Raw genomic sequence first — 21,448 nt, 5'->3', positions numbered from 1 at the left:
GAAAAGCCAACGGGAGTTCGTCCGATGAGCACGGTCACGACAAGGGACGGCGTGGAGATCTTCTACAAGGACTGGGGCACGGGGCAGCCGATCGTCTTCAGCCATGGCTGGCCGCTATCGGCCGATGATTGGGACGCCCAACTGCTGTTCTTCCTTGGCAAGGGCTATCGTGTCATCGCCCATGACCGGCGCGGCCATGGCCGTTCGGCGCAGGTCGGAGACGGCCACGACATGGATCATTACGCCGACGACCTTGCCGCGGTGGTGGCTCATCTCGACCTCGAGAACGCAATCCACGTCGGGCATTCGACCGGCGGCGGCGAAGTCGTGCACTACCTCGCCCGGCATGGCGAAAGCCGCGTGGCGAAGGCCGCCATCATCAGCGCGGTGCCGCCGGTGATGGTGAAGAGCCCGGCCAATCCCGGAGGTCTGCCCAAGGACGTGTTCGACACGCTTCAGGCGCAGCTTGCCGCCAATCGATCGGAATTCTATCTCGGCTTCGCGGCGGGCCCTTTCTACAACTACGACCGGCCGGGCGCGAAGCCCTCGGAGGCCATCATTCGCAACTGGTGGCGCCAGGGCATGATGGGCGGCGCCAAGGCGCACTACGACGGCATCGTCGCCTTCTCGCAGACCGACTTCACCGCCGATCTCGGGAAGATCGGCGTGCCGGTGCTCGTGATGCACAGCGAGGACGACCAGATCGTCCCTTACGCCGATGCTGGACCCTTGTCGGCCAAGCTGCTGAAGAACGGCGTGCTGAAGACCTACAAGGGCTTTCCTCACGGCATGCCCACGACGCACGCCGACGTCATCAACGCCGATCTGCTGGAATTCATCACGCGCTGAACTCGGAGACTGACATGAAGATCGTTGATTTCGTCTGTACACCCGTTGCCTTGAAGCGCCGACGTCTCGCGTTCGGCCTGCCGCTGCTGGCTGGCGGCGCCGCCTATCTGCAGGGAATGCCCGCCGCAAGGGCAGGGGCGGGCGACAAGGCGCCCATCGTCACGCACTATCGGACGAAAACGATCGACGGCATCAAGATCTTCTATCGCGAAGCAGGACCCGCTGACGCGCCAACGGTGCTGTTGCTGCATGGCTTCCCGACCTCGTCCCATATGTTTCGCAATCTCATCCCGGAACTCGCCGACCGCTATCACGTGATCGCCCCGGACTACCCGGGCTACGGGCAGAGCGACATGCCCGATCGCGCGAAGTTCTCCTACACCTTCGACCGCTTCGCAGAGCTCGTCGACGGCCTGCTCGACCAGCTCGCCGTCAAGCGCTACGCCATGTACGTGATGGACTACGGTGCCCCGGTGGGCTGGCGCCTCGCCCTCAAGAATCCGGATCAGATCACCGCGCTTATCGTCCAGAACGGCAATGCCTATGACGAGGGCCTCAAGGAGTTCTGGGACCCGATCAAGGCCTACTGGTCCGACCACTCGGAAGCGCATCGCAAGGCGCTCTACGTGCTGGTCGCGCCGGAGACCACGAAATTCCAGTACACCGATGGCGTCAGCGATCTGAGCCGGATCGCGCCGGACAACTGGATCCAGGATCAGGCGCTGCTGGACCGCCCCGGCAACGCCGAAATTCAGATGGATCTCTTCTACGATTACCGCACCAACCTGCCGCTGTATCCGGCCGTCCAGGCTTATTTCCGCAAGCATCAGCCGCCGACGCTGATCGTCTGGGGCAAGAACGACAAGATCTTCCCTGCCGACGGGGCCTATCCCTACAAGCGCGACCTTCCCGCGGTCGAGTTCCACCTCATCGACACCGGGCACTTTGCGCTCGAGGACAAAGCCGACGAGATGGTGCCGCTGATCCGCGATTTCCTCGGCCGCAAGGTCCCTGCGTGAGGCGCCGTCCGGGCGCGATGATCGGCGTAATTCCAGTCACGATTGACAAAGGGAGGATCTCCTAGTGCCCGAATCGAAGTGCCCGGCGAACCATGTCCACGACAATGAGAATGCATCTCGGCGTGCAGTCCTGATCGGTGGGGTGTCGGCGGTTGCCGCGCTCGCAACGGTGTCCCACCCGTCGATCGCTGCAGCGGCGGACGCGACCGATTCGGTCGATATCCGGAAGGCTGATACGGCGGTCGTCTTCATCGACCCGCAAAACGACGTCCTCAGCGAGAAGGGGGCGAACTGGGCGGCGGTCGGCGCCAGCGTCAAGGCGAACGGCACCGTCGAGAACATGGAGCGGATATTCAAGGCCGCGAAGCTGCGCGGATATCATGTGTTCATCTCGCCGCACTATTTCTATCCCACCGATAGCGGCTGGACGTTCAACGGGCCGCTGGAGACCGGGGAGTTCACGACGCATAGTTTTGCCCGACGGGGACCGCTGACGCTGGACGGCTTCGCCGGCTCGGGCGCCGACTGGCTGGATCGCTTCAAGCCCTATATCGAAGATGGCAAGACGGTCATCGTCAGCCCCCACAAGGTATGGGGACCGCAAACCAACGATCTTGTCCTGCAGCTGCGCAAGCGGGGCATCAGCAAGATCATCCTCGGCGGCATGTTGGCGAACATGTGCGTCGAGTCCCACCTGCGCGAGCTGCTCGAGCAAGGCTTCGAGGTCGTGGTGGTCAAGGACGCGACGGCGGGCCCTCGGCACCCCGAATGGGGCGACGGTTATCAGGCGGCGATGATCAACTACCGATATCTCGCCCATGCCGTGCTCTCGACCGAGGAAACGGTCGATCGCATGCGCTGAGGAAGCGCGTCTACGAGAAAATAACCTCTTCGTCAGCCCCGGGAGATCGCGCAATGGCCAGGCTCGAAGGAAAGGTCGCCGTCATCACCGGTGCAAACAGTGGCATCGGGTTGGCTACGGCAAGGCTCTTTGCCGCGGAAGGCGCCCGGGTTTTCATGACGGGACGGCGACAGAAGGAGCTCGATGCAGCTGTTATGGAAGTCGGCAGCGCCGCCCGCGGTATCCAGGGCGACGTTTCAAATCTTGCCGACCTAGATCGTCTGTTCGCGATCGTACGGGCCGAGGCGGGCGCGATTGACGTGCTTTTTGCCAATGCCGGAGGCGGCGAGTTTCTCGGCCTGGGATCGATCAGCGAGGAACACTTCGACAGGACGTTTTCAACGAATGTGAAAGGCACGCTCTTCACCGTTCAGAAGGCGCTGCCGCTGCTCCGGGATGGCAGCTCGATCATCCTGACAGGTTCCACCGCCGCCATGAAAGGCACCCCGGGCTTCAGCGTCTACAGTGCAAGCAAGGCCGCGATCCGCAACTTCGCGCGTAGTTGGATACTCGACTTGGCGCCGCGAAAGATCCGCATCAACGTGCTCTCACCTGGCGCCACCTCCACGCCCGGGTGGCACGATCTTGCGGGGTCGCCGGAAGCCCACGAGGCGATGGTCTCATTTGTGAAGTCGACGACGCCGCTCGGGCGCCTCGGCGATCCCTCGGAGAGCGCTGGCGCCGCCCTTTTCCTTGCGTCGGACGACAGTAGTTTCGTCACGGGCAGTGAGCTCTTCGTCGATGGCGGATCCGCTCAGATCTAGTCGAGATGTCGGCAAGAACGAGCAAGCGGCAGCAATCCGGCGCCAGCACCTCCGTGAACCGATCCATAGCTCTTGGATCGGACGGGAAGCGATCGGCGTTTCCCAGCAAAGCGCGAAAGGACTTTACCATGAACAAGTCCATCCCTCTCCTGGCCGTCGCGATCGGCTTCCTGGTGGCCGGGTCCGTTGCCGAGCCTGCCATGGCGCGAATGGGCGGATCGTTCGGCAATGGCGGTGGCCTATCGGGAAGCATGTCTTCGGGAAGCATGTCGTCGGGCAGCATGTCGTCCGGTATGTCGTCGCCCGCTACCCAGGCGCCATCGGCTCAGTCGTTCGCGCCAATGACGTCGTCCGGCATGGGTAATTCCAATGCGGGCTCGAATTCCAGCAATGTCTTCCGGTCTCTCGACAGCCCTATTCCGGGGATAGCGAACACGCCAAGCCCTTGAGGTAATCCTTCGCTATCGCGAGACGCCGCGACGACGCATCAGGGCGTACACGGCCACGGCGGCGGCGGCAAAGCCCGCCGCCGCCCCGACGGCGAGCGCCCAGCGCGGGCCGTAGCTGTTCGCCACCCATCCGACGATCGGCGCGCCGATCGGCGTTCCGCCGAGCGCGATGGCGACCCTGAGCGCCATCACGCGCCCGCGCATCGCCCGTTCGGTCGAAAGCTGCATCAGGCTGTTCGACGTGTTGGTGAGGGTCAATGCGGCCACGCCGATGACGACGAGCGCGGCGGCAAAGAACCAGTAGCCCGGGGCGAGCGCGGCCAGCGTGCAGCCGAGCCCGAAGACCGCGGCGCCGCTCAGCAGCAAGGAGAACCGCGGCTGCTCGCGGCCGGCGCTCCACAGGGCGCCGGCGACGGTGCCGATCGCCATGCAGGACGACAGCAGGCCGAACCCGCGCGCATCGACATGGAAGACGCCGATCGCCATGGTCGAGATGAAGATCGGGAAATTGAGGCCGAAGGTCCCGACCAGGAACAGCATGACCAGCATCGCCATGAGGTCGGGGCGCTGCCACACGTAGCGGATCCCTTCGGTGAAGCTGCCCTTGACGCGATGGGCGCGCACGTTCGGACGAAGCTCGGCGATGCGCAGGCAGGCGAGGGCGACGAGCACGGCGGCGAAGGACGCGCCGTTGATCAGGAAGGCCCAGCCCGTGCCGACCGCGGCGATGGTCAGGCCGGCGATGGCCGGGCCGATCATGCGGGCGGCGTTGAACGAGGTCGAGTTGAGCGCCACGGCATTGTGCAGGTCGGCATCGCCGACCAGTTCCGCGACGAAGGTCTGGCGCACCGGCGCATCGAAGGCGGCGGCGCTGCCGAACAGGAAGGCGAAGATGTAGACGTGCCAGAGCTCGACCGCGCCGGTGACGGTCAGGAGCCCCAGGATCAGGGCGAGACTGCCCATGGTCGCCTGGGTGGCGATCAGGAGCTTGCGCTGGTTGAAATGGTCGGCGGCGAAGCCGGTCCAGGGCAACAGCAGGAGCTGCGGCCCGAATTGCAGGGCCATGACCAGGCCGACCGCCGAAGCGTCGTGATCGGTGAGCTGGGTGAACACCAGCCAGTCCTGGCCGGTCCGCTGCACCCAGGTGCCGACGTTGGAGACGAAGGCTCCGGCTGCCCAGACCCGATAGTTGAACCCTCGCAAGGACCGGAAGACGCCCGCGAAGGGCCTCATGGCTCCTCCGGCCGGTTGTCGCCATTGAGGCGGCTACACATGCGAGGAAGCCCTGCACCAGCTCGGTGGCAAGTTCAAACCTTGACCGCGGACGCCCCGTAGATCTCGTCGATCGAAGCGGCCAGCGCGGCGTCGAACACGGCGTCGCTCATCGGCCGGGTGAGGCCTTCGGTCAGGGCGCGCGAGAAGCTCGCGATCATGCCGTGATTGGCGGCCAGGCGGCGGCAGGCATCGGCGCGCGTGTAGCCACCGGACAGCGCCACGACGCGCGCGACGCCGGCATGCTTGATCAGCGGCATGTAGAAGTCGGGGGCCTCGGGCAGGGTGAGCTTGAGCATCACCTGCGTGCCCTTCGGCAGGGCATCGAGCCGGCCGAGCAGCGCGTCGCGGAGGAGGGCCTCGCAGGCCGCCTTGTCGGGGCTCTTGATCGAAATCTCCGGCTCGATGATGGGCATCAGCCCGTGCGCCGAGATCTGGCCGGCGACCTCGAACTGCTGGGCGACGATCGCCGCGATGCCCGGCTTCGAGGCGAGGTTGATCGTCGAGCGCATCTTGGTGCCAAAGACGCCAAGTCCAACGGCGCGCTCGAGCAGGGCGTCGAGGCCGGGAATCGGCTTCATCAGGGAGACGCCGTCCTTCTCGCTCTCGAGCCCCTTGTCGACCTTGAGGAACGGCACGACGCCTCGCTCCTGCCACAGGAAGGCCGGCACCGGCTTGCCCTTCGCTTCGCCGTCCATGGTGCGCTCGAACAGGATGGCGGCGATCACCGTGGCGTTGGTGAAGGACGGCGAGGTCATGATACGCACGCGCATCTCGTGCATCTGCCTGAACATCTCGGCGTCATCGCCGTGCCAGGCGCTGTCCGGGATTCCGTAGGCGCGCAGCGCGCCCGGCGTCGAGCCGCCGCTCTGGTCGAGCGCAGCGATGAAGCCCGGCTTGGCGGACATCTGCTTGTACATCGCGTCATTGGTCATGATCGTCCTCCGGCGTGGCCGGAGAATGTAAGCCGGCATTGGTGGTTGGTCGACCTGCACCTAGGTTTGGCGGGACGGCCTCCAAGGGGGGGGTATCGCAAATGGCGCTTTCCGTCGTCTCGACCAAGGCCCCCTCGACTTCGCTCGGGGTAAACTCAGGGGCCGCGCGGAGAGACCTTCTCGACCGATCTTGCGGTTTGGCATGGATCAGCAGGAAACTTTCAACGATCGTTCATGGGGCATGAAGCGCGATGACTCGGATCGGGCTTGGATTTCGTGTCGTTCGCGGCGGTAGCGTGGTCGTCGGCGTCTCTGCCGATGAACGCGAGCCGCGCGTCGTGCTTTCGACACTTCTCGCAACTACCGGCAAGGACGACCGCCTCTCCCTCGAGCCGTATCATGTCGCCGCTGAGATGGTCCGTAGCGCCGATGGCGGGGATCTGGCCGCCGCGGCCGCCGCTGTCGCCAAGGGCCGCAGGCGACAGGAACAGCTTGCGACGGACGGCCTGAACGATATCGTCAATGAGCTGCAGGGCCGGGGATACGAGCCCGTCGTGGCGGCACTGCTTGTCAATCGCGCCGGTTGGGTCTCCGACCTTCTGGCCTATAGCCTTTCCTTCCCGGATCATCCGCCGGTCGCAGAAGGGCTCGCCCTTCGCGAGGTCCTTCGGCCTGCCATCGGGCGAGCCGGTATGGAACTCGCGGAGCTGGACGAGAAATCGCTTCCTGACCTCGCGACAAAAAGGCTCGACATGGCGCCGGCAGAGATCGAGGCGCGCATCAAGGCATTGGGCGCGACCGTCGGGCGGCCGTGGCGGAAGGAGCAAAAGCTTGCCTGCCTTTCCGCGTGGGTCTCGGTCATAGTCAGGAATTGATCAGGCCGCTGCCTTGCCGCGCGAGCGGCCTGACGCCTGTCGCCAGGGTGCGGAGCTCGAAGGCAACCAGGTTGATCTTGCAAGCTGTGCAATGAGCGGGTTGATCTCCGATCGAGTGGGAGTAGGTCATTGGAGCGATTCAGCAATCGCAAGCGGGCCCAGATCACGAACCCTGTCAGCGGACAGCTGCAGGTCGTCGCCTGTTCTCCGTTTCCCGACGCGGCCGGCGAGGTGGTGCTCCAGCCCAAGTGCGAGATCGACGGGGTGATCACCGCGGAGCGCCTCGCGCCGACGGCGGTACATTACAGTGGCTACGCAGTCCCCAAGGCCAAGTGGCCGCGCCCCGGCATGGTGCTTCCGGTCACCGTGGACATCGCCGATCCGACGCAGTTCAGGATCGAATGGCATCGAGTGCCGACCGGGCAAGAGGCCGCCGAAGATCTCGCGGAGCGTTTACGGCCCACTGACAAACCCGGCGATCGCGCCTACCCGCGTGTCTGGCGGGAAGTGGAGCACGCTGCGTCGGCACCGACGCTGGTCAACGGCCTCACGCCACGGCAGACCGAGCTTGCCCTTTCCGGCCGCGCCGCCGAGGTCGGACTGGTGCCGACCACCGCGACGGTGCTGGCGGCGCACGAGGTGGGGCAGAGCAGCGCGCCCGGCGGGACGTGGGACATCGCTGTCCGGGTGATCGATCCCACCGGCGGACAGGATTGGGAAGCGGTGACGCGCATGTCGTTCAGCAGCCGCCAACGCCGCCAAATGCGCACGGCCGTCGGCCTTGAATTGCCTGTCCTGGTCGACCCGGACAACCGCAATCGGATCATCGTCGACGTCGCGCGGCTCTCCTGACCGACGCGCTTCATTTGACCTCCCGTCATCCCGAGCGGAGCCGCCCCCCTCGACTTCGCTCGGGGTAAACTCCGCGCGGCGCAGTCGAGGGACCTGTTTTGTCGACGCGTCAACAAAACAGGTCCCTCCGCTCCGCCTCGCTGCGCTCGGCTCCGGTCGGGATGACGGGCTTTGCAATTTGGCGACGGCCGTTGGGTCAGGGATGCTGTCCCATGACGTCGTCGCTGCCCCCTCCCGGGAGTGGTAGCGTCGCGTCGTTCCGGATTTCCGCCCATCAGCGTGAGGAGAGCCTATGGCGTAACCGACGACAACAGGGAGCGAACCATGAAAACCAACAGGCGTAATTTCCTGGCCGGCGTATCGGCCGCTACGGCGCTTTCGACAAGTCGCGTGGCGTTTGGTCAGAAGAAGTACGACACGGGCGCGACCGACAGCGAGATCAAGATCGGTCATACCAACCCCTATAGCGGGCCTGCGTCTTCCTACAGCTCGATCGGCAAGCTGCATCAGGCGTATTTCAGGATGGTCAACGAGACCGGCGGCATCAACCGCCGCAAGGTCAACTTCATCAGTTACGACGACGGCTATCAGCCGCCCAAGACCGTGGAGATGATCCGCAAGCTCGTCGAGGAGGACCAGGTGCTGGCCTGCTTCAACATGACGGGCACGCCGTGCAACTCCGCCATCCACAAGTACATGAACCAGAAGAAGGTGCCGCAGCTCTTCATCGCCACCGGCGCCTCGAAGTGGGGCAACCCCAAGGACTTCCCGTGGACCATCGGCTACCAGCCCGACTATCACACCGAAGGCGTCATCTACGCCAAGCACATCCTGGCCAACGTCAAGGATGCCAGGATCGGCGTGCTCTACCAGAATGACGACTACGGCAAGGATTACTTCAACGGCATCAAGGACGGGCTTGCTAAGGAGGCCGGCCGCCTGGTCAAGGTCGTCACCTACGAGTCGACCGATCCGACGGTCGACAGCCAGATCATCGAGCTGAAGAACTCGGGCGCCAACGTCTTCTACAACGTGTCGATCTCGAAGTTCGCCGCCCAGGCGATGCGCAAGGCGGCCGACCTGGGATGGAAGCCGGTGCAGTACATGAACAACGTGGCGGCGAGCGTCGGCACGACCATGAAGCCCGCCGGCTTCGACAACGTGCAGGGCGTGCTCACCGCGGCCTGGCTGAAGGACCCCACCGACAAGCAGTGGGACAACGAGCCGGACATGAAGGAATGGCGCGCCTTCATGGCGAAGTACATACCCGACGGAAACCTGGCCGACGGCAGCTACATCTATGCCTACGGCGTGGCGGCGCTGCTGCGCAAGACGCTCGAGAAGTGCGGCGACGTGCTGACGCGCGAGAACCTGATGAAGCAGGCGGCAAGCTGGCACCAGCTTCACCTGCCGGGCCTCCTGCCGGGCATCACCGTCTCGACCAGCCCGACCGACTTCTATCCGGTCCAGGCCGTCCAGATGTCGCGCTTCAAGGGCGAGACCTGGGAGCTGTTCGGCGACGTGATGCACAATGAGAGTTCTTGAGCCCGGACGGGGGTGGACAACGGCCTGTCCGCTTCCTGCGATCGGAGGGGGACAGGCCGCCGTCAGAGGGCGTTATTGCTTCCGGCAGGCGTTCACTCAGGGAGTCGATGGACACACGGCTTGCGGCCCATAGAACGCGACGACAGCCGCGCTCGCCGGCCGGCCGGTCAAGCCGTCAGAGCGTCGCCTCGGCGAGGGAAGGTCCTGCCGACGTCCGGGCGGTTCCTGCTGCAGCGGCGACGACCGATGCCGCCACCGAACACACCGCCGTGGCGAAGGCGCACAATGCGGCCGTCGCTTCTGCCTGTCCGAACGACGCGCGGATCACCCGATCGTCCTCCGAGTCGACGCGGTCGAATCGCGGCGGTGCCAGTGCCGCGTCGACCGCCAGGAGCAGCGCCTCAACCGGCACGTGGCGGCCGGTCAGCCAGGGATGCTCGTGATGGAGCCAGACGTCGAGATCGACCGCGAACTCGTGACGGGGGCCGCGCGCCGCCGCGACGTCGAAGGCGGCAGCCAGAAGCAGCGCCGGCGAGGTCACTTGAGGCGGTGCGGGCGATGCATAAACGGTCAACGGTACGTCGAAGAGGCCGGCGCACTGTTGCAGCACAGCGCCATCGCCGCAGGTCAGGCGAACCAATGTGTCGACCATGACCGGCAAGTGATGATGGCGGCGCTGCCGTACGAGCTCGACCAGGTCGCTCAATGACCGGGCCGCATCGTCGAGCGCCGTGAGCCACCGCTCGAGCTGTTCGCCGTCCACTTCTTTGCCCTGGAGCAGGGCCTGGACATGTTGGCGGCGGCTCGCGCACGCACGCTGGTTGCCCACGTGGTCGAGCGGCGCGATGGTTTCCTCGATCGTCTCGGGTGAGGCGACGCCGTCAGGGATCGCCTCGCTGCTCGAACCGATGATCCGCCCGCCGGCGGCGACCGCCGCGACGTCTCCGCGCCAGGCGACATTCAGCCGGAGCAGGCCCGGGGCGCGCAGCCGCAGATGAACCGTGCGAACGACCAGCGGCGGATAGCCGGCACGCACCAGCTCGACCCGCAGCCGACCGGAGGGCTTCGCGCGGATGGTCAGCCCGGAGTGCGCATCACGGTTGCGCAACAGCGTCTGCGTAACCGGCGGCGGCCAGGAGGGGACCTGCAGTTCGACGAACAGGTTGCCCTCGGCAAGGCCGTCAAGGGCCGGCTGAGACATCTGCGGTTGGGCAAACTGGCTTACATCGGACATGGCACCCTCCGAAAGCCAATCTGACCGGGCGATCCCGCCCGCGCTTTGCGCTGGATCAAGCGAGGCTCGCCCGCCGGTCACGCAGCGGCATCAACGGCCGCAGGTTCAACTTCATTGGCTACGACGACTTGCCGTCCGCGCCCGCTTTCCTTGCGCGAGCGCCGCACGGTGGCCCACCGGGCCTTTCGTCCTCCTGCACCGCGACGTAGAGTGTCCCGACTTGCGTCGTTGCGTAGCTTGGTTGTCTGCCGGCAATTCCCAAAGGAAGGGCGACGCCATGAGACTACCTCGCCGGGGCATGCTGCACCTCACGGCCAATGCCGTGACCGGTGCCGTGACAGGGGCCGCCACGCTGCCCCTTCTGCCGAGGCTGGCGGCGGCGCAGGCCTGGCCGAGCCGGCCCGTGCGTTGGGTGGTCGGCTTCGCCCCCGCCGGCGGCAACGACATCGTCGCGCGCCTGATGGGCCAGTGGCTGTCGGAGCGGACGGGCCAGCCGTTCATCGTCGAGAACAAGCCGGGAGCGGCGACCAATATCGCGACCGAGATCGTCGTCAACGCGGCCCCCGATGGCTACACGATCCTTCTGGTGGGCGTGTCGGCCGCCATCAATGCGACCCTCTACGACAATCTCTCCTTCAACTTCCTGCGCGACATCGCGCCGGCGGCGGGAATCATGGGCATCCCGCTGTTCGTGGCGACCAATCCGTCGGTCCCGGCGCGAACGCTGCCCGAGTTCATCGCCTACGCCAAAGCCAGGCCCGGCAAGATCAACATGGGGTCGGCGGGCATCGGCAGCGCCGGACATCTGGCCGGCGAGCTGTTCAACATGATGGCCGGCGTTCATCTGGTTCACGTGCCCTACCGCGGCAACGGGCCGGCCCTGGCTGCGCTGCTGGGCGGCGAAGTGGAGGTGGTGTTCCCGACGCCGCCGTCGTCGATCGAGTTCATTCGGACCGGCAAGCTGCGCGGTCTCGCAACCACCGGCGCGGCCCGCTCGGAGGCGCTGCCGGACATGCCGACGGTGGGCGAGTTCGTTCCCGGCTTCGAGACCAGCGCATGGTACGGCGTGGGCGTGCCCAAGGCGACGCCGGACGAGATCATCGACCGCATCCACAAGGAAGTCGCGGCGGGCCTGGCCGACGCCAGGATGAAAGCACGGTTCGCCGATCTCGGCGGCGCTCCCATGCCGATGACGCCAGCCGCGTTCACCAGGCTCATCGTCGACGAGACCGAGAAGTGGGCCAAGGTGATCCGCGGGGCCAACCTCAAGCCGGTGTGAAACAGGGCATGGCTTCTTGCTCAGCCCTCGCCATCGGCGCGGCGCTCCATCGTTCGTGACCAAGGTGCTCGGCTTTGCCGCTCTCGCCATTGACCTTCGCCAAAGGTCGGACGGCCGTCGCCCCCCACGTCATCCTGAGCGTCGCGAAGGATCTCATCGCCGTTTGCAATCGGCATGAGATCCCTTCGGCAAGCTCAGGGCAGGCCTTCGCTGCGCTCAGGATGACGTGGTAGACGACATCATGCCTCCCATGAAGACTATCTCCCGCCGTGGCCTTCTGGCCGCCAGCACCGTCGCCAGCCTCCCCTGGGCGTCAGCCCGCGCACAAGGTTCCTATCCCTCGCAGCCCGTCCGCCTCGTGGTGCCCTATGCGCCGGGCGGCGGCTCCGATTTCACCGGTCGCCTGATCGCGCAGAAGCTCCAAGAGACGGCGGGCTTCACCGTGATCGTCGACAATCGGGCCGGAGCGGCGGGCATGCTGGGCACGGAAGTCGTCGCGCGGGCGCCGGCCGACGGCTACACGCTGCTCTACGCCGACGTCGCCCACGGCATCAATCCGGCGGTGTATCCCAAGGCGAAGTACGATCCGGTCAAGAGCTTCGCGCCGATCACCCTTGTCGGCGCGGCGCCCCAGGTGCTGGTGGCCCATCCGTCCTTTCCGGCCAATTCGTTGAAGGAGCTGCTGGCGATGCCGCGCGAGCAGCAAAAGGCGATCGCCGTCGGCACGCCGGGCCAGGGCAGCGGTCCGCACCTGACCTACGAATTGCTGCGGGCCAGGATCGGCCTGGAGCTCGTCCATGTGCCCTACAAGGGCGGCGGGCCCGCGCTCAACGACGCGATCAACGGCCAGATCCCGCTGGTGATGAATGCGATGCCGCCAGTCATGCCGCACCTGCAGTCGGGCAAGCTGAAGGCGCTGGCGATCGCGACGCCGCAGCGTCATCCGCGCCTGCCCGAGGTGCAGACCTACGCCGAAAGCGCTCCCGGCGTCGTCGTCTACAACTGGTACGGCTTCCTCGCGCCGGCGGGCACGCCGCCCGAGGTGACGAGCCGGCTGGCCGAGCACATCGCCCGCATCCTTGCCCTGCCGGACGTGAAGGAAAAGTTCGACGGCGCCTTCCTCGATACCATGCCGCAGGGCAGCGTCGAGATGGCACGCTTTCTCGACGAGGAAGTACGCCAGTGGAAGGCCGTCGCGGTGCAGACTGGCATCTCGCTGGATTGAGGCTCGCCTTGAGCGGAACTCGTCGTTACTGCCGCTCTGGCAGCGCAGCGTTGGATAACTGAAATAGGCCAATAATTTCAACGAGGTGGATTTCCCACCCTCTACCAATATCCAAAAAATATCCAAACGAGAACGTGAACACGGTCTGATCGTCGACCAGCAGACTGGCACACGCTGTCACTTGTGCGCCTCGGGCCGTGCCGCTGACGCTGGTCGACCACGGCGACCGGTGCGAGCAAAACTTGCACAAGCTGGGCACGCGCCGATCAGCGCGTGCCCCAGTTGAGCGAGCCGCCCAAAACTAGGAGCGAGGCACGCAATCGTAGTTTTGGATGTAGTCCCCCGTCGAGGAGCTGTGCCGGGGTATCTTGCCGTACTTGGCGCACCACTCAGTGGCCGCCGGGAGCCCCCCTGCGGGAGTATAGGCATAGGTCACGGTGACAAAGGCCTCGTTCCCAGTGGCCGAAGAGCAGCCCGCCAAAGCAAGGAGAGTTACCAACGCAAGAAAGCTCTTTCTCGGATGCCTCAAGATCATCCTCCCCATGGCTCGAAGAACAATCGCAATAGGTGATCGATCAGCCTTTGCGACGCTTGCGCAGGCGCAGGTGCGGACGGCCTTTGAAGCGCAACTCTCTAGCGCGTGCCAATCCGGCATCGGTCAGGGCGACGCGCTCGCCATATTCCATTCTGGCAAAGCCCGCCGAGATCAGAGCCTCAAGGGTCGCCCACTGGCACTCGTCGACGGCACAGCTACCGCCGGCCAAGGCGACGCGGCGCAGGAGTCCGGCCTGTTCCTTGTTCCACCCCGTCAGCACTCGCTCAACGAGTTCCACCGCTTCATCCTCTCCCCGGTGGGTATCGCCAGCAGTCTGTGGCACGCCCTGTTCTATGGCAAGGATGACGCGCCCCCTGAAAGGGCTCGGCATCGGCCGATGCGCAATCCCGCTGGGGTCAATCCAGCGTCGCATGGCGCGCCTTGGCGCAGGCCGGGAAGGAGAGCGCGTTCGGTCAGGGGAACAGGTCAGGCGGCAATACGAAGTACTGGGGATGCTCTGCGCATACCGCCTTGAGCAGGTTGGGGTTCGTATGGGTGACGCAATAGCGGTCGTCGACGAGGTAGTGTCGGACAATCGACAACATCGGGCCGTCCTTCCACAGTTCCTGCTGCGCCTCGGAAGACCCCCACGTGCGAACGCGCTTTGCCGTCTCTGACATCGGCGGATTTGCCACAACCCCCGGAATGGCAAAGTCGCGTTGGCTTTCATCCGTCAGCACGCTGCGGATAGTCGAGAAGTCGATCGGCCTACGGATGTCGGCAGCGTCGATGAGTTCCTGCGCGGTCTCGCCGAGAGGGTACCAGAGCGTGACCTGCATGCCTTCGCGGATGAGCGCGTCGATCAAGGGCTTGAAGTCAGCGTCTCCAGTCAGCAGCGTCGCGTGATGCATGTTCCGTCGAAATGTGTGCATCATCATGTCGACGGCGATCATGACATCGACTTTCTTTTGTTGGTACCCCATGCGTCGTCGCTTGCGGGCGTCGCCTTCGTACACGTGCATTCCCTGGACGGCTTGAGCGCGGTCATGGATGTGGCTGCGTGGGGCAATCCGGGCTTTGTAGGCCACGTCCGTCTCACCGTCGTCCTGCACGGGGATAGCGTCGTAATAAAACCCCTTTGCACAGCGCGACAACGTAAGCAGCCTTGCGAAATCAACATCGAGATTGATGTTGTTCAAGAATTGGCTCGCGATGTTACCTATGCGGCCATGCAGTGACGCGCCGTCAATGAAGAGGTAGCCGACTTCCTTCGGACCGGTATAGGGATAACTAGCAACGGCCCTCAACATGGCACCCTCTCTTTCTGTCCGGTCAGCCGATCGCACATTGGTTAGTTGCAGCTTGCGTACTATACCGAAGATGATCGGCTCCAGTACGCTGGCCGCGCCGGTGCGGGCATTACCGACTAGGAACTCAGGCGTCTGTCGGGCGTCTGCTGCGGCAGGTCTCCTACCAAGGGCAGCGGGAGGACAAGCCGGCTCGGCAGGTGATAAGGCCCATTCCCGGTCTGCGCCCTTGACCCGGAAATATCTCCATGAACGACCGCGATATTGAAGCCATCGAAGTACTAGATCGAATTGAAGCGCGCCTGTGCCGCCTTCAGGAACTTTACGTCAATATCCGACGGCGAGCCGACTGGGTGGAAGTGAACCATCTGCGTGAGGCTTTGATAGCGGATTGCATTCAGTACGAAGGCTACGGCTCGTCAAACCTATCGATGCATCTCTGGGATCTGGCGGTACGCAGTGGGACACGAAACCCTGATAATCCAGTGATAGGGATCATGATCCGGCTGATTACCCAGGTGATAATGCGCTTAGTACCCGAGGAGAGGAAAAGGTGGGAGGATCAACAACAAGCGATATAGCCGGTTTATAGGATGATTGGGTTGCTCGCCGACGATCTCCATGGCATGCCCGCGCGTATGTCCGACGACGGCGACCAGCCAACCCGCCAAGAAGCGGAGCAACTTCTCCGTTCTGGCCTTGCCAAGGCGATGCGCGAGACTGCAGCCCAGTACTCCGTGCCGCTGGCCTGGGTCTATGCCGACCAGGGTCGGCCCGTCGTGCCATCCAACGGGTCGGCATTCCTCCTCGATTGCGGCGAGGGTCCCTTTCTGGTGACCGCGGACCATGTACTCGCGGGGTTCCTCAAGGACAAGGCCGATCACGCCGACGCAAAGGCGATCCTTGGTGAGACGGTCATACCGCTCGATGAACGCATCATCGCACGTGACCGAGCACATGACGTGGCTACCCTCCGGGTCACGGCGGTCGAGGTCGCAGACCTGAAACGTTACGGCAAGGTGCCGCTCACCGGCAGCCAATCGAAGTGGCCACCGGCACCGCCATGCGTTGATCGAGGCGTTTTCTTCGTCGGCTTTCCTGGCGGCGAAGGGCGCAAGGTTGAGTGGAAAGGCGGCGGGCGAGTGGACATCGAGTTCGAGGCATACACTGCGCTCGCGGTAGCTTCGAGCGTGAGCGCTACGGGTCTGTCACTGCTCTTCGAGCACGAGCAGAGTTTCGATGCGGGCCTGCGGCCCCGCATGCCCACGCGCGACAATATGGGCGGATGCAGCGGAGCGCCGATCCTGACCTTCGTTGAACAGCGTCGGGTGTTCTCATGGCGTCTCGGTGGCGTGGTGAATGAAGCCGTCGATGGACTTGTCAAAGCGGCGAGAGCCGATTGCATCAATCCGGACGGAACTCTTAACGCTCATCCTGATCCACTTGCCTACCGCCGTGATAGAGACCTCTCGGCCTGGGAGGAGGGCCAGTCGAGCTAGGAAGTTGGGGCGCGCGCTGCATTGCTGGCACTGACCGGCGATAGTTTGTGTTGCCGTAGGATGCGCAAAACACCATTGCCGACCACGTCGAGCTGACCAAGGGTGCCGTCATCAACTGGAGATCGAGAGTGCGCACCGAGCCGTCGAGGCCTCGCCTGGGCACCAGTCAATCACGCCTGCTTCCGAATTGCTTCACGACTGTGATTGGACCGTGAAGCATCGATGAGTGATGCCAGCCTTTCCCCTCAGGGTCGAACGAACGCCGAAGAGCTTGGACTGATCTGGTAACAGTGTTGCCCTCGTGATCCAGCGCGACGAACGAAAGGCAGAGAGGTTGAGGCTTGGACATCCGCTCTTTTGGTACGATAAGGAGGCCGTCGGCTTCGCCGCGCACGACCACGATCGATCCTGGTGCCACGCTCGTTGCTTCGAGCGAATAGGGTTCAGCGAATGTGTTCCCCTCTCGCCATCCCCCAGTGTAGGACGATAAGTCCATCCACCCAGGCGACGCCGCTTCAGAACACACGCCAGCTCCATCAATAAACGCAATCAGGAACACCTTGATGAGGGCGGCTGGAGCATTGCCGTTGTTCACCAGCGTCATGACCAGCCGAGACTTAAACTGGATAACCGTCGCTGCGCTCGTCGCCTTTCCTTCATCTACCGGATCATTGCGCAGGATCGGCCACCCAAACTGGTCGATGTCGATAACGCCTTGCTGTGCCGGTGCCTCTTTGTACTTCACGGACAAGATTTCCATCTCGGTCACAAAGGCACGAAGCTCAGACCACTTGAAAAAGTACGTGGCATAGAATTGTGCGCCCGAGAGCAACAGGGCAATGATCGAGATAATCAGCGAAAATGGGACGGGCCTCACTCTTTGACGGACACCAGTAGCGAGCCGGCGCAACATGGTGAAGGCAATTATCGAATGCAGCCGAAGCCAGCGCCCCATCGGAAAGCGTCCCCCCGGATTGCACGCCATTGTTGTAGCGAAGTCGAAGGTACGCAACTGCTTTGCTTGCACCCGCGCGACCACTCATCGGTCGTGCTCACACCGGCCCGCAAGACTGCGGGTGCTGGCTAGGCCCATTCGCCATGTTTCGGCCCGGCCTGCATTGGCTACCGCAGCGACACACGCTGCCACGATGAAAGGCAGTTTCGCCATTGCTGCCCCCTCGTGATTGTTCATCTAACACCGGCAAAGCTAGCACCCTCTCGTTCAGTGGCCTACGCGCTATAGCGGCCATATCGAAGGTGAGATAGTCGTCCCTACGTATTGAGTAGGAAGAAGCGGGCAAGGGGCGGCGCAAGCTTGATCGATCACGTGTGCGGGTCACTACCAGAGCAACATTTTCTATTTTTTGGCAGCGAGACACCGCTCCCGTATCCGAAACCGCCCCGTCGGGGTGGTCCCCCCGGTGGGGGGGCTTCCTGCCTGACGCCGCCGTACGTCGAGCCCTTTGGCGAGAGGCGCGTCCACGTCCACGCATTTCGACTTGGTCGACAACGATCGGCGTCCAAGCCCAGGTCTGGGCGCAGCCCTACACGGATGCCCGATGCGGGCGCCATTGCCCAGCCGCCGCGCCAACTTGTTACCCCCATGTTCCTGAGTCAGTTCGACTCAGGGACATGGGGCTCAGGCTGCCATATCAATCCGCGCAACGACCATTAGTCGGATTGATAACGGGACGACCAGACAATGGCATCGGACAAATACGTGGCCCACCACCGGATCTCGACGCAGCGCCAGGGCCGCTCGGGCCTCGGCCTGGAAGCCCAGCGTGTCGCGGTGTAGGCGCTGGTCGCCGGCAACGGCGGTCGACTGCTGGAAGAGATCACCGGGCGGGCCAGGGCAGAAAACTCTGTAGGGCCTCGGCCGGCAACCAGCGATTTGCCCTCTAGTGTTTTGTTTCGGGTCGACCGGGCGAGACGTCGGCGAACACGTTAGACGCTACGGTGTCCAATGTTTCGACCAATGTTTTCAACTGGTTCGCCGGCGCCGCAGAAAACTCTGTAAGGCCCCGGCCGTCACCCAGACTCTTGCTCTCTAATGTTTTGCGCAGCCCTCACCGCAGCCGAGCCCGAGTACGTCGCCAGGCTGATCGCTGCTGTCAGCCATCCACGTCGGCCGCGGTCAGCAGGGCACCCAACTGATCGAGGAACGCCATCCACTCCTCCTGGAACTTCGGGTCGCTCGGCAGCTTGCCGGTCACCATCTTGGTGATCGGCGCGTAGGCCAGCGGGTAGGTGGCCAGCGCATAGAGCGCGAGCTGCAGCAGCTCGGCCTTGACCGTCTTGGGCAGCGTGCCGTGGAACTGCTTGGCGATGATGGCGTTGCGCTGGTTGCGCAGGGCCACCTCGCGGCGGTCCTGGCGGGCGATGCGGCGCGAGCGCGGGTAGTCGAGCGCTTCCCAGGTGACGAAGCGCACCCAGGTCGGGTCGTTGAGAGCGGTGAGGAAACGCTGGCGGAAGATCGCGCCGGGTGCTTCATCGGCCATCGCCAGGTCCTCGCGTAGCTCGATCGCCTGCTGCACGATCTCGTCGAACAGCGCCGCCTTGCTGGCGTAGTAGTGGTACAGCAGCTGCTTCTTGATTTTGGCGCGCTTGGCGATGGCGTCGATGCGGGCGCCGGCGAAACCGCGCGCGGCGAATTCCTGCCGCGCCGCCTGGACGATGCGCTTCCTGGTGCGTGCAGCGTCGCGGATCGCGCCCATGGCCTCTGATCCCTTGCCCCGGCTACAACAGCTGCTCGAGCCGGATCGGCAGGTCGCGGATGCGCCGGCCGGTGGCGTGGAACACCGCGTTGGCGATCGCCGCCGCCGTGCCGCAGGTGCCCAGCATGCCGATACCCTTCACGCCGCCGCTGCCGAGATGCGGCTCGTCCTCGGTTAGCATGTGGATGTCGAAGCGCGGCATGTCGGCGTGCACCGGGATCAGGTAGTCGGCCAGGTTGTCATTGACGATGCGGCCGAGGTTCTTGTCCATCACCGTCTTCTCGTGCAGCGCCATGCCGATGCCCCATATCAGCCCGCCGACGAACTGGCTTCTGGCCAGCAGCGGGTTGAGGATGCGCCCGGTGGCATAGGCGCCGGTCAGGCGCGTCACACGTATCTCGCCGAGGTCGGGGTCGACGCGCACCTCGGCGAACACGGCGCCGAAACCGTAGTAGCTGTGCGCCGGCTTGGTGTTCGGCGCGGCATTCGCGGCGGCTTCGATGCCTTGTGGCGCCACGCGCGCCAGAAGCTCGATGAGCGGCTCCGACCGGTTGCCGGCGCGCATGACGCCGTCGGCGATGCTCACCTGGTCGGGCTGCCGGCCGTGCATGGGCGAGCGCGGATCGGCGACGGCGCGCGCGATCAGGTCGCGCCTCAGCCGGCGCGCTGCATCCTCCACGGCGGGCGTGAAACTTGCCGTCGCCATCGAGCCGCCGGAGTAGGGGCCTTCGGGCAGCAGCGTGTCGCCCAGCGCGACGTCGACGGCTGCGTAGGGCACGCCCAGTGCCTCGGCGGCGAGCTGCGCCAGCACGGTGTAGGTGCCGCTGCCCATGTCCTGGGTACCGCACCGCACTTCTACGCGACCATCGAGGTTGATCCGCACCGCCGCCTGCGAGGCGATGCGATAGGCGGGATAACAGGCGCCGGCCATGCCCCATCCGAGCGCGTGCCGGCCGTCGCTGAGCGTGCCGGGCTTGGATGGCCGGCGCGCCCAGCCGAACGCCTCGGCGCCGGCGCGGTAGCATTCCAGCAGGCCGTTGCTCGACCAGGGCAGGCCGGCATGCTGGTCGTGGTCGGCGAAGTTGCGCCGGCGCAGCTCGATCGGGTCGAGGTCGAGCTTGTAAGCCAGCTCGTCGATTGCCGACTCCAGCGCGAAGCTGCCCGGCCCTTCGCCGGGCGCCCGCGCCGGGTTCGGCTGCGGCGCGTTCACCCGCACCAGGCGGTGCGTGGTGGCGACGTTGGGGCAGGCGTACATCATGCGCGTCGGCGTGGCGACCGGATCGGCGTACTCGCCATAGGTCGAGGTCTGCGCCACGGTGTCGTGCAGGAGGGCGGCGAGGCGTCCGTCGCGCGCGGCGCCGATCTTGAGTTGCTGCACCGTCTCCTGCCGCCGGCCGACCAGGGTGAACATCTGCGCGCGCAAAAGCTCCAGGCGCACCGGGCGGCCGAGCTGTTTGGCCGCCAGGCAGCCCAGCACCAGGCAGGGAAACCAGGCGCCACCCTTCGAGCCGAAGCCGCCGCCGAGATAGGGCGAGATCACCCGCACGCGCTCGATGTCGAGGCCAAAGCACCTGGCCAGCCCGGCGCGGTGGGCGAACACCGCCTGCGACGGCGTCTGCACGAGAAGGTCGCTGCCGTTCCAGTCGGCCAGCACGACCTGCGGCTCGATGGCGAGGTGATTGTGCGTCGGCGTGGTGTAGCAGTGGTCGAGCCTCACCGCGGCCGCGGCCAGCGCCGCCTCCGGCTCACCGCGCCGGCTGTCGGTGGCGGTGAGGCCGGCAGTGCGCGGCGCGTAGGCCTCGTCACGCGCCTGCTCCAGCGCCGTGACGGCCGGCATGGGCGCATAGCGCACCTCGACCAGCGCGGCCGCGGCGCGCGCCGTTTCCGGTGTCTCCGCCAGCACCAGGGCGACCGGCTGGCCGGCGAAATGCACGACCGGCTCCTGCAGCAGGGTGAGGAACGCCGCCGGCGGGATCCTTAGCGCATTCTCGTGCGTCAGGACCTCGACGCAGCCGGCGAGGGCACGGGCACGCGCGGTGTCGATGCCCAGCACCCGGGCGCTCGGCATCGGCGCCGTCACCAGCGCGGCGTGGAGCATGCCGGCCGCCCGGACCTCGCCCTGGTAACGCGCCGCGCCGGTGACCTTTTGCGCGGCTTCGTAGCGCGTGGGGGCGCGATCTTCGATCATCAC

20 protein-coding genes are annotated in these 21,448 nt (G+C 65.0%); 12 read left to right on the top strand and 8 right to left on the bottom strand.

The features are described from left to right. Nucleotides 1-24: 24 nt before the first annotated feature. The 5 genes from RSO01_RS05400 (at nt 25) to RSO01_RS05380 (ending at nt 3,982) form a co-directional block, all read left to right on the top strand. A complete protein-coding gene (locus RSO01_RS05400) occupies nt 25-849 on the top strand; it encodes an alpha/beta fold hydrolase (RefSeq protein WP_147146962.1) in 825 nt (274 codons plus the stop codon). A gap of 14 nt (nt 850-863) precedes the next feature. Then, a complete protein-coding gene (locus RSO01_RS05395) occupies nt 864-1,868 on the top strand; it encodes an alpha/beta fold hydrolase (RefSeq protein WP_147146961.1) in 1,005 nt (334 codons plus the stop codon). A gap of 64 nt (nt 1,869-1,932) precedes the next feature. Then, nucleotides 1,933-2,730 carry a cysteine hydrolase family protein gene (locus RSO01_RS05390; RefSeq protein ID WP_218037248.1) on the top strand — a complete coding sequence of 266 codons (798 nt, stop codon included), beginning with the start codon at nt 1,933-1,935 and terminating at the stop codon, nt 2,728-2,730. A gap of 53 nt (nt 2,731-2,783) precedes the next feature. Beyond that, nucleotides 2,784-3,533: an SDR family NAD(P)-dependent oxidoreductase gene (locus RSO01_RS05385; RefSeq protein ID WP_147146959.1), complete on the top strand. Its 750-nt coding sequence runs from the start codon at nt 2,784-2,786 to the stop codon at nt 3,531-3,533. Nucleotides 3,534-3,661: 128 nt separating this feature from the next. After that, complete coding sequence (locus RSO01_RS05380; RefSeq protein ID WP_147146957.1) at nt 3,662-3,982, top strand: hypothetical protein; 321 nt, start codon at nt 3,662-3,664, stop codon at nt 3,980-3,982. Between the two features lie 12 nt (nt 3,983-3,994). On the opposite strand, the gene RSO01_RS05375 is transcribed toward RSO01_RS05380, so the two are convergent. Together RSO01_RS05375 and RSO01_RS05370 are read right to left on the bottom strand one after the other, a co-directional pair. Continuing rightward, nucleotides 3,995-5,215 carry an MFS transporter gene (locus RSO01_RS05375; protein WP_147146955.1) on the bottom strand — a complete coding sequence of 407 codons (1,221 nt, stop codon included), beginning with the start codon at nt 5,213-5,215 and terminating at the stop codon, nt 3,995-3,997. Nucleotides 5,216-5,289: 74 nt separating this feature from the next. After that, nucleotides 5,290-6,189: a fructose bisphosphate aldolase gene (locus tag RSO01_RS05370; RefSeq protein WP_147146953.1), complete on the bottom strand. Its 900-nt coding sequence runs from the start codon at nt 6,187-6,189 to the stop codon at nt 5,290-5,292. A gap of 296 nt (nt 6,190-6,485) precedes the next feature. Here RSO01_RS05370 and RSO01_RS05365 point away from each other — a divergent pair, with 296 nt between their 5' ends. The 3 genes from RSO01_RS05365 to RSO01_RS05355 all read left to right on the top strand — a co-directional run bounded on the left by RSO01_RS05365 (nt 6,486) and on the right by RSO01_RS05355 (nt 9,461). Beyond that, entirely contained in the window at nt 6,486-7,064 is a 579-nt protein-coding gene (locus RSO01_RS05365; RefSeq protein WP_147146951.1) for a hypothetical protein, read from the top strand. Nucleotides 7,065-7,193: 129 nt separating this feature from the next. Continuing rightward, nucleotides 7,194-7,916: a hypothetical protein gene (locus tag RSO01_RS05360; protein ID WP_246158103.1), complete on the top strand. Its 723-nt coding sequence runs from the start codon at nt 7,194-7,196 to the stop codon at nt 7,914-7,916. 324 nt (nt 7,917-8,240) lie between these two features. Beyond that, a complete protein-coding gene (locus RSO01_RS05355; protein WP_147146949.1) occupies nt 8,241-9,461 on the top strand; it encodes an ABC transporter substrate-binding protein in 1,221 nt (406 codons plus the stop codon). 175 nt (nt 9,462-9,636) lie between these two features. Here the strand turns inward: RSO01_RS05355 and RSO01_RS05350 are convergent, their stop codons facing one another. Then, the gene (locus RSO01_RS05350) at nt 9,637-10,695 is read right to left on the bottom strand and encodes a hypothetical protein (RefSeq protein ID WP_147146947.1); all 1,059 of its coding nucleotides are present in this window, start codon (nt 10,693-10,695) and stop codon (nt 9,637-9,639) included. A gap of 277 nt (nt 10,696-10,972) precedes the next feature. Here RSO01_RS05350 and RSO01_RS05345 point away from each other — a divergent pair, with 277 nt between their 5' ends. Next, nucleotides 10,973-11,974 carry a Bug family tripartite tricarboxylate transporter substrate binding protein gene (locus RSO01_RS05345; protein WP_147146945.1) on the top strand — a complete coding sequence of 334 codons (1,002 nt, stop codon included), beginning with the start codon at nt 10,973-10,975 and terminating at the stop codon, nt 11,972-11,974. Nucleotides 11,975-12,224: 250 nt separating this feature from the next. Continuing rightward, a complete protein-coding gene (locus RSO01_RS05340; protein WP_147146943.1) occupies nt 12,225-13,199 on the top strand; it encodes a Bug family tripartite tricarboxylate transporter substrate binding protein in 975 nt (324 codons plus the stop codon). A gap of 575 nt (nt 13,200-13,774) precedes the next feature. Here the strand turns inward: RSO01_RS05340 and RSO01_RS05335 are convergent. Together RSO01_RS05335 and RSO01_RS05330 are read right to left on the bottom strand one after the other, a co-directional pair. Next, on the bottom strand, nt 13,775-14,032 hold the full coding sequence (locus tag RSO01_RS05335) for a hypothetical protein (protein ID WP_147146941.1): 258 nt from the start codon (nt 14,030-14,032) through the stop codon (nt 13,775-13,777). Nucleotides 14,033-14,207: 175 nt separating this feature from the next. After that, entirely contained in the window at nt 14,208-15,044 is an 837-nt protein-coding gene (locus RSO01_RS05330; protein ID WP_147146938.1) for an NYN domain-containing protein, read from the bottom strand. A 245-nt stretch (nt 15,045-15,289) separates the two neighbouring features. Here RSO01_RS05330 and RSO01_RS05325 point away from each other — a divergent pair, with 245 nt between their 5' ends. Both RSO01_RS05325 and RSO01_RS05320 read left to right on the top strand, forming a co-directional pair. Further along, nucleotides 15,290-15,622, top strand: a complete 333-nt coding sequence (locus RSO01_RS05325; RefSeq protein WP_147146936.1) for a hypothetical protein — start codon at nt 15,290-15,292, stop codon at nt 15,620-15,622. A gap of 21 nt (nt 15,623-15,643) precedes the next feature. Next, on the top strand, nt 15,644-16,540 hold the full coding sequence (locus RSO01_RS05320) for a trypsin-like peptidase domain-containing protein (RefSeq protein ID WP_170302858.1): 897 nt from the start codon (nt 15,644-15,646) through the stop codon (nt 16,538-16,540). 166 nt (nt 16,541-16,706) lie between these two features. Here the strand turns inward: RSO01_RS05320 and RSO01_RS05315 are convergent, their stop codons facing one another. The 3 genes from RSO01_RS05315 to RSO01_RS05300 form a co-directional block, all read right to left on the bottom strand. Beyond that, nucleotides 16,707-17,579, bottom strand: a complete 873-nt coding sequence (locus RSO01_RS05315) for a hypothetical protein (protein WP_147146932.1) — start codon at nt 17,577-17,579, stop codon at nt 16,707-16,709. Between the two features lie 1,075 nt (nt 17,580-18,654). Next, nucleotides 18,655-19,257 carry a TetR/AcrR family transcriptional regulator gene (locus tag RSO01_RS05305; protein WP_147146930.1) on the bottom strand — a complete coding sequence of 201 codons (603 nt, stop codon included), beginning with the start codon at nt 19,255-19,257 and terminating at the stop codon, nt 18,655-18,657. Between the two features lie 22 nt (nt 19,258-19,279). Next, nucleotides 19,280-21,445 (bottom strand): xanthine dehydrogenase family protein molybdopterin-binding subunit, encoded by a 2,166-nt coding sequence (locus RSO01_RS05300; RefSeq protein ID WP_147146995.1) that lies wholly within the window; start codon nt 21,443-21,445, stop codon nt 19,280-19,282. Nucleotides 21,446-21,448: the final 3 nt, after the last annotated feature.

It is taken from the genome of Reyranella soli, assembly GCF_007992495.1.
GTDB lineage: Bacteria > Pseudomonadota > Alphaproteobacteria > Reyranellales > Reyranellaceae > Reyranella > Reyranella soli.
This window is presented reverse-complemented; position numbering and strand designations above follow the sequence as displayed.

Coding starts and splice junctions, on each gene's coding strand:
- RSO01_RS05375 (WP_147146955.1), bottom strand. CDS start 5,215: ATGAGGCCCTTCGCGGGCGTCTTCCGGTCCTTGCGAGGGTTCAACTAT.
- RSO01_RS05340 (WP_147146943.1), top strand. CDS start 12,225: ATGAAGACTATCTCCCGCCGTGGCCTTCTGGCCGCCAGCACCGTCGCC.
- RSO01_RS05300 (WP_147146995.1), bottom strand. CDS start 21,445: ATGATCGAAGATCGCGCCCCCACGCGCTACGAAGCCGCGCAAAAGGTC.
- RSO01_RS05345 (WP_147146945.1), top strand. CDS start 10,973: ATGAGACTACCTCGCCGGGGCATGCTGCACCTCACGGCCAATGCCGTG.
- RSO01_RS05355 (WP_147146949.1), top strand. CDS start 8,241: ATGAAAACCAACAGGCGTAATTTCCTGGCCGGCGTATCGGCCGCTACG.
- RSO01_RS05350 (WP_147146947.1), bottom strand. CDS start 10,695: ATGTCCGATGTAAGCCAGTTTGCCCAACCGCAGATGTCTCAGCCGGCC.
- RSO01_RS05325 (WP_147146936.1), top strand. CDS start 15,290: ATGAACGACCGCGATATTGAAGCCATCGAAGTACTAGATCGAATTGAA.
- RSO01_RS05395 (WP_147146961.1), top strand. CDS start 864: ATGAAGATCGTTGATTTCGTCTGTACACCCGTTGCCTTGAAGCGCCGA.
- RSO01_RS05400 (WP_147146962.1), top strand. CDS start 25: ATGAGCACGGTCACGACAAGGGACGGCGTGGAGATCTTCTACAAGGAC.
- RSO01_RS05380 (WP_147146957.1), top strand. CDS start 3,662: ATGAACAAGTCCATCCCTCTCCTGGCCGTCGCGATCGGCTTCCTGGTG.
- RSO01_RS05330 (WP_147146938.1), bottom strand. CDS start 15,044: ATGTTGAGGGCCGTTGCTAGTTATCCCTATACCGGTCCGAAGGAAGTC.
- RSO01_RS05305 (WP_147146930.1), bottom strand. CDS start 19,257: ATGGGCGCGATCCGCGACGCTGCACGCACCAGGAAGCGCATCGTCCAG.
- RSO01_RS05385 (WP_147146959.1), top strand. CDS start 2,784: ATGGCCAGGCTCGAAGGAAAGGTCGCCGTCATCACCGGTGCAAACAGT.
- RSO01_RS05370 (WP_147146953.1), bottom strand. CDS start 6,189: ATGACCAATGACGCGATGTACAAGCAGATGTCCGCCAAGCCGGGCTTC.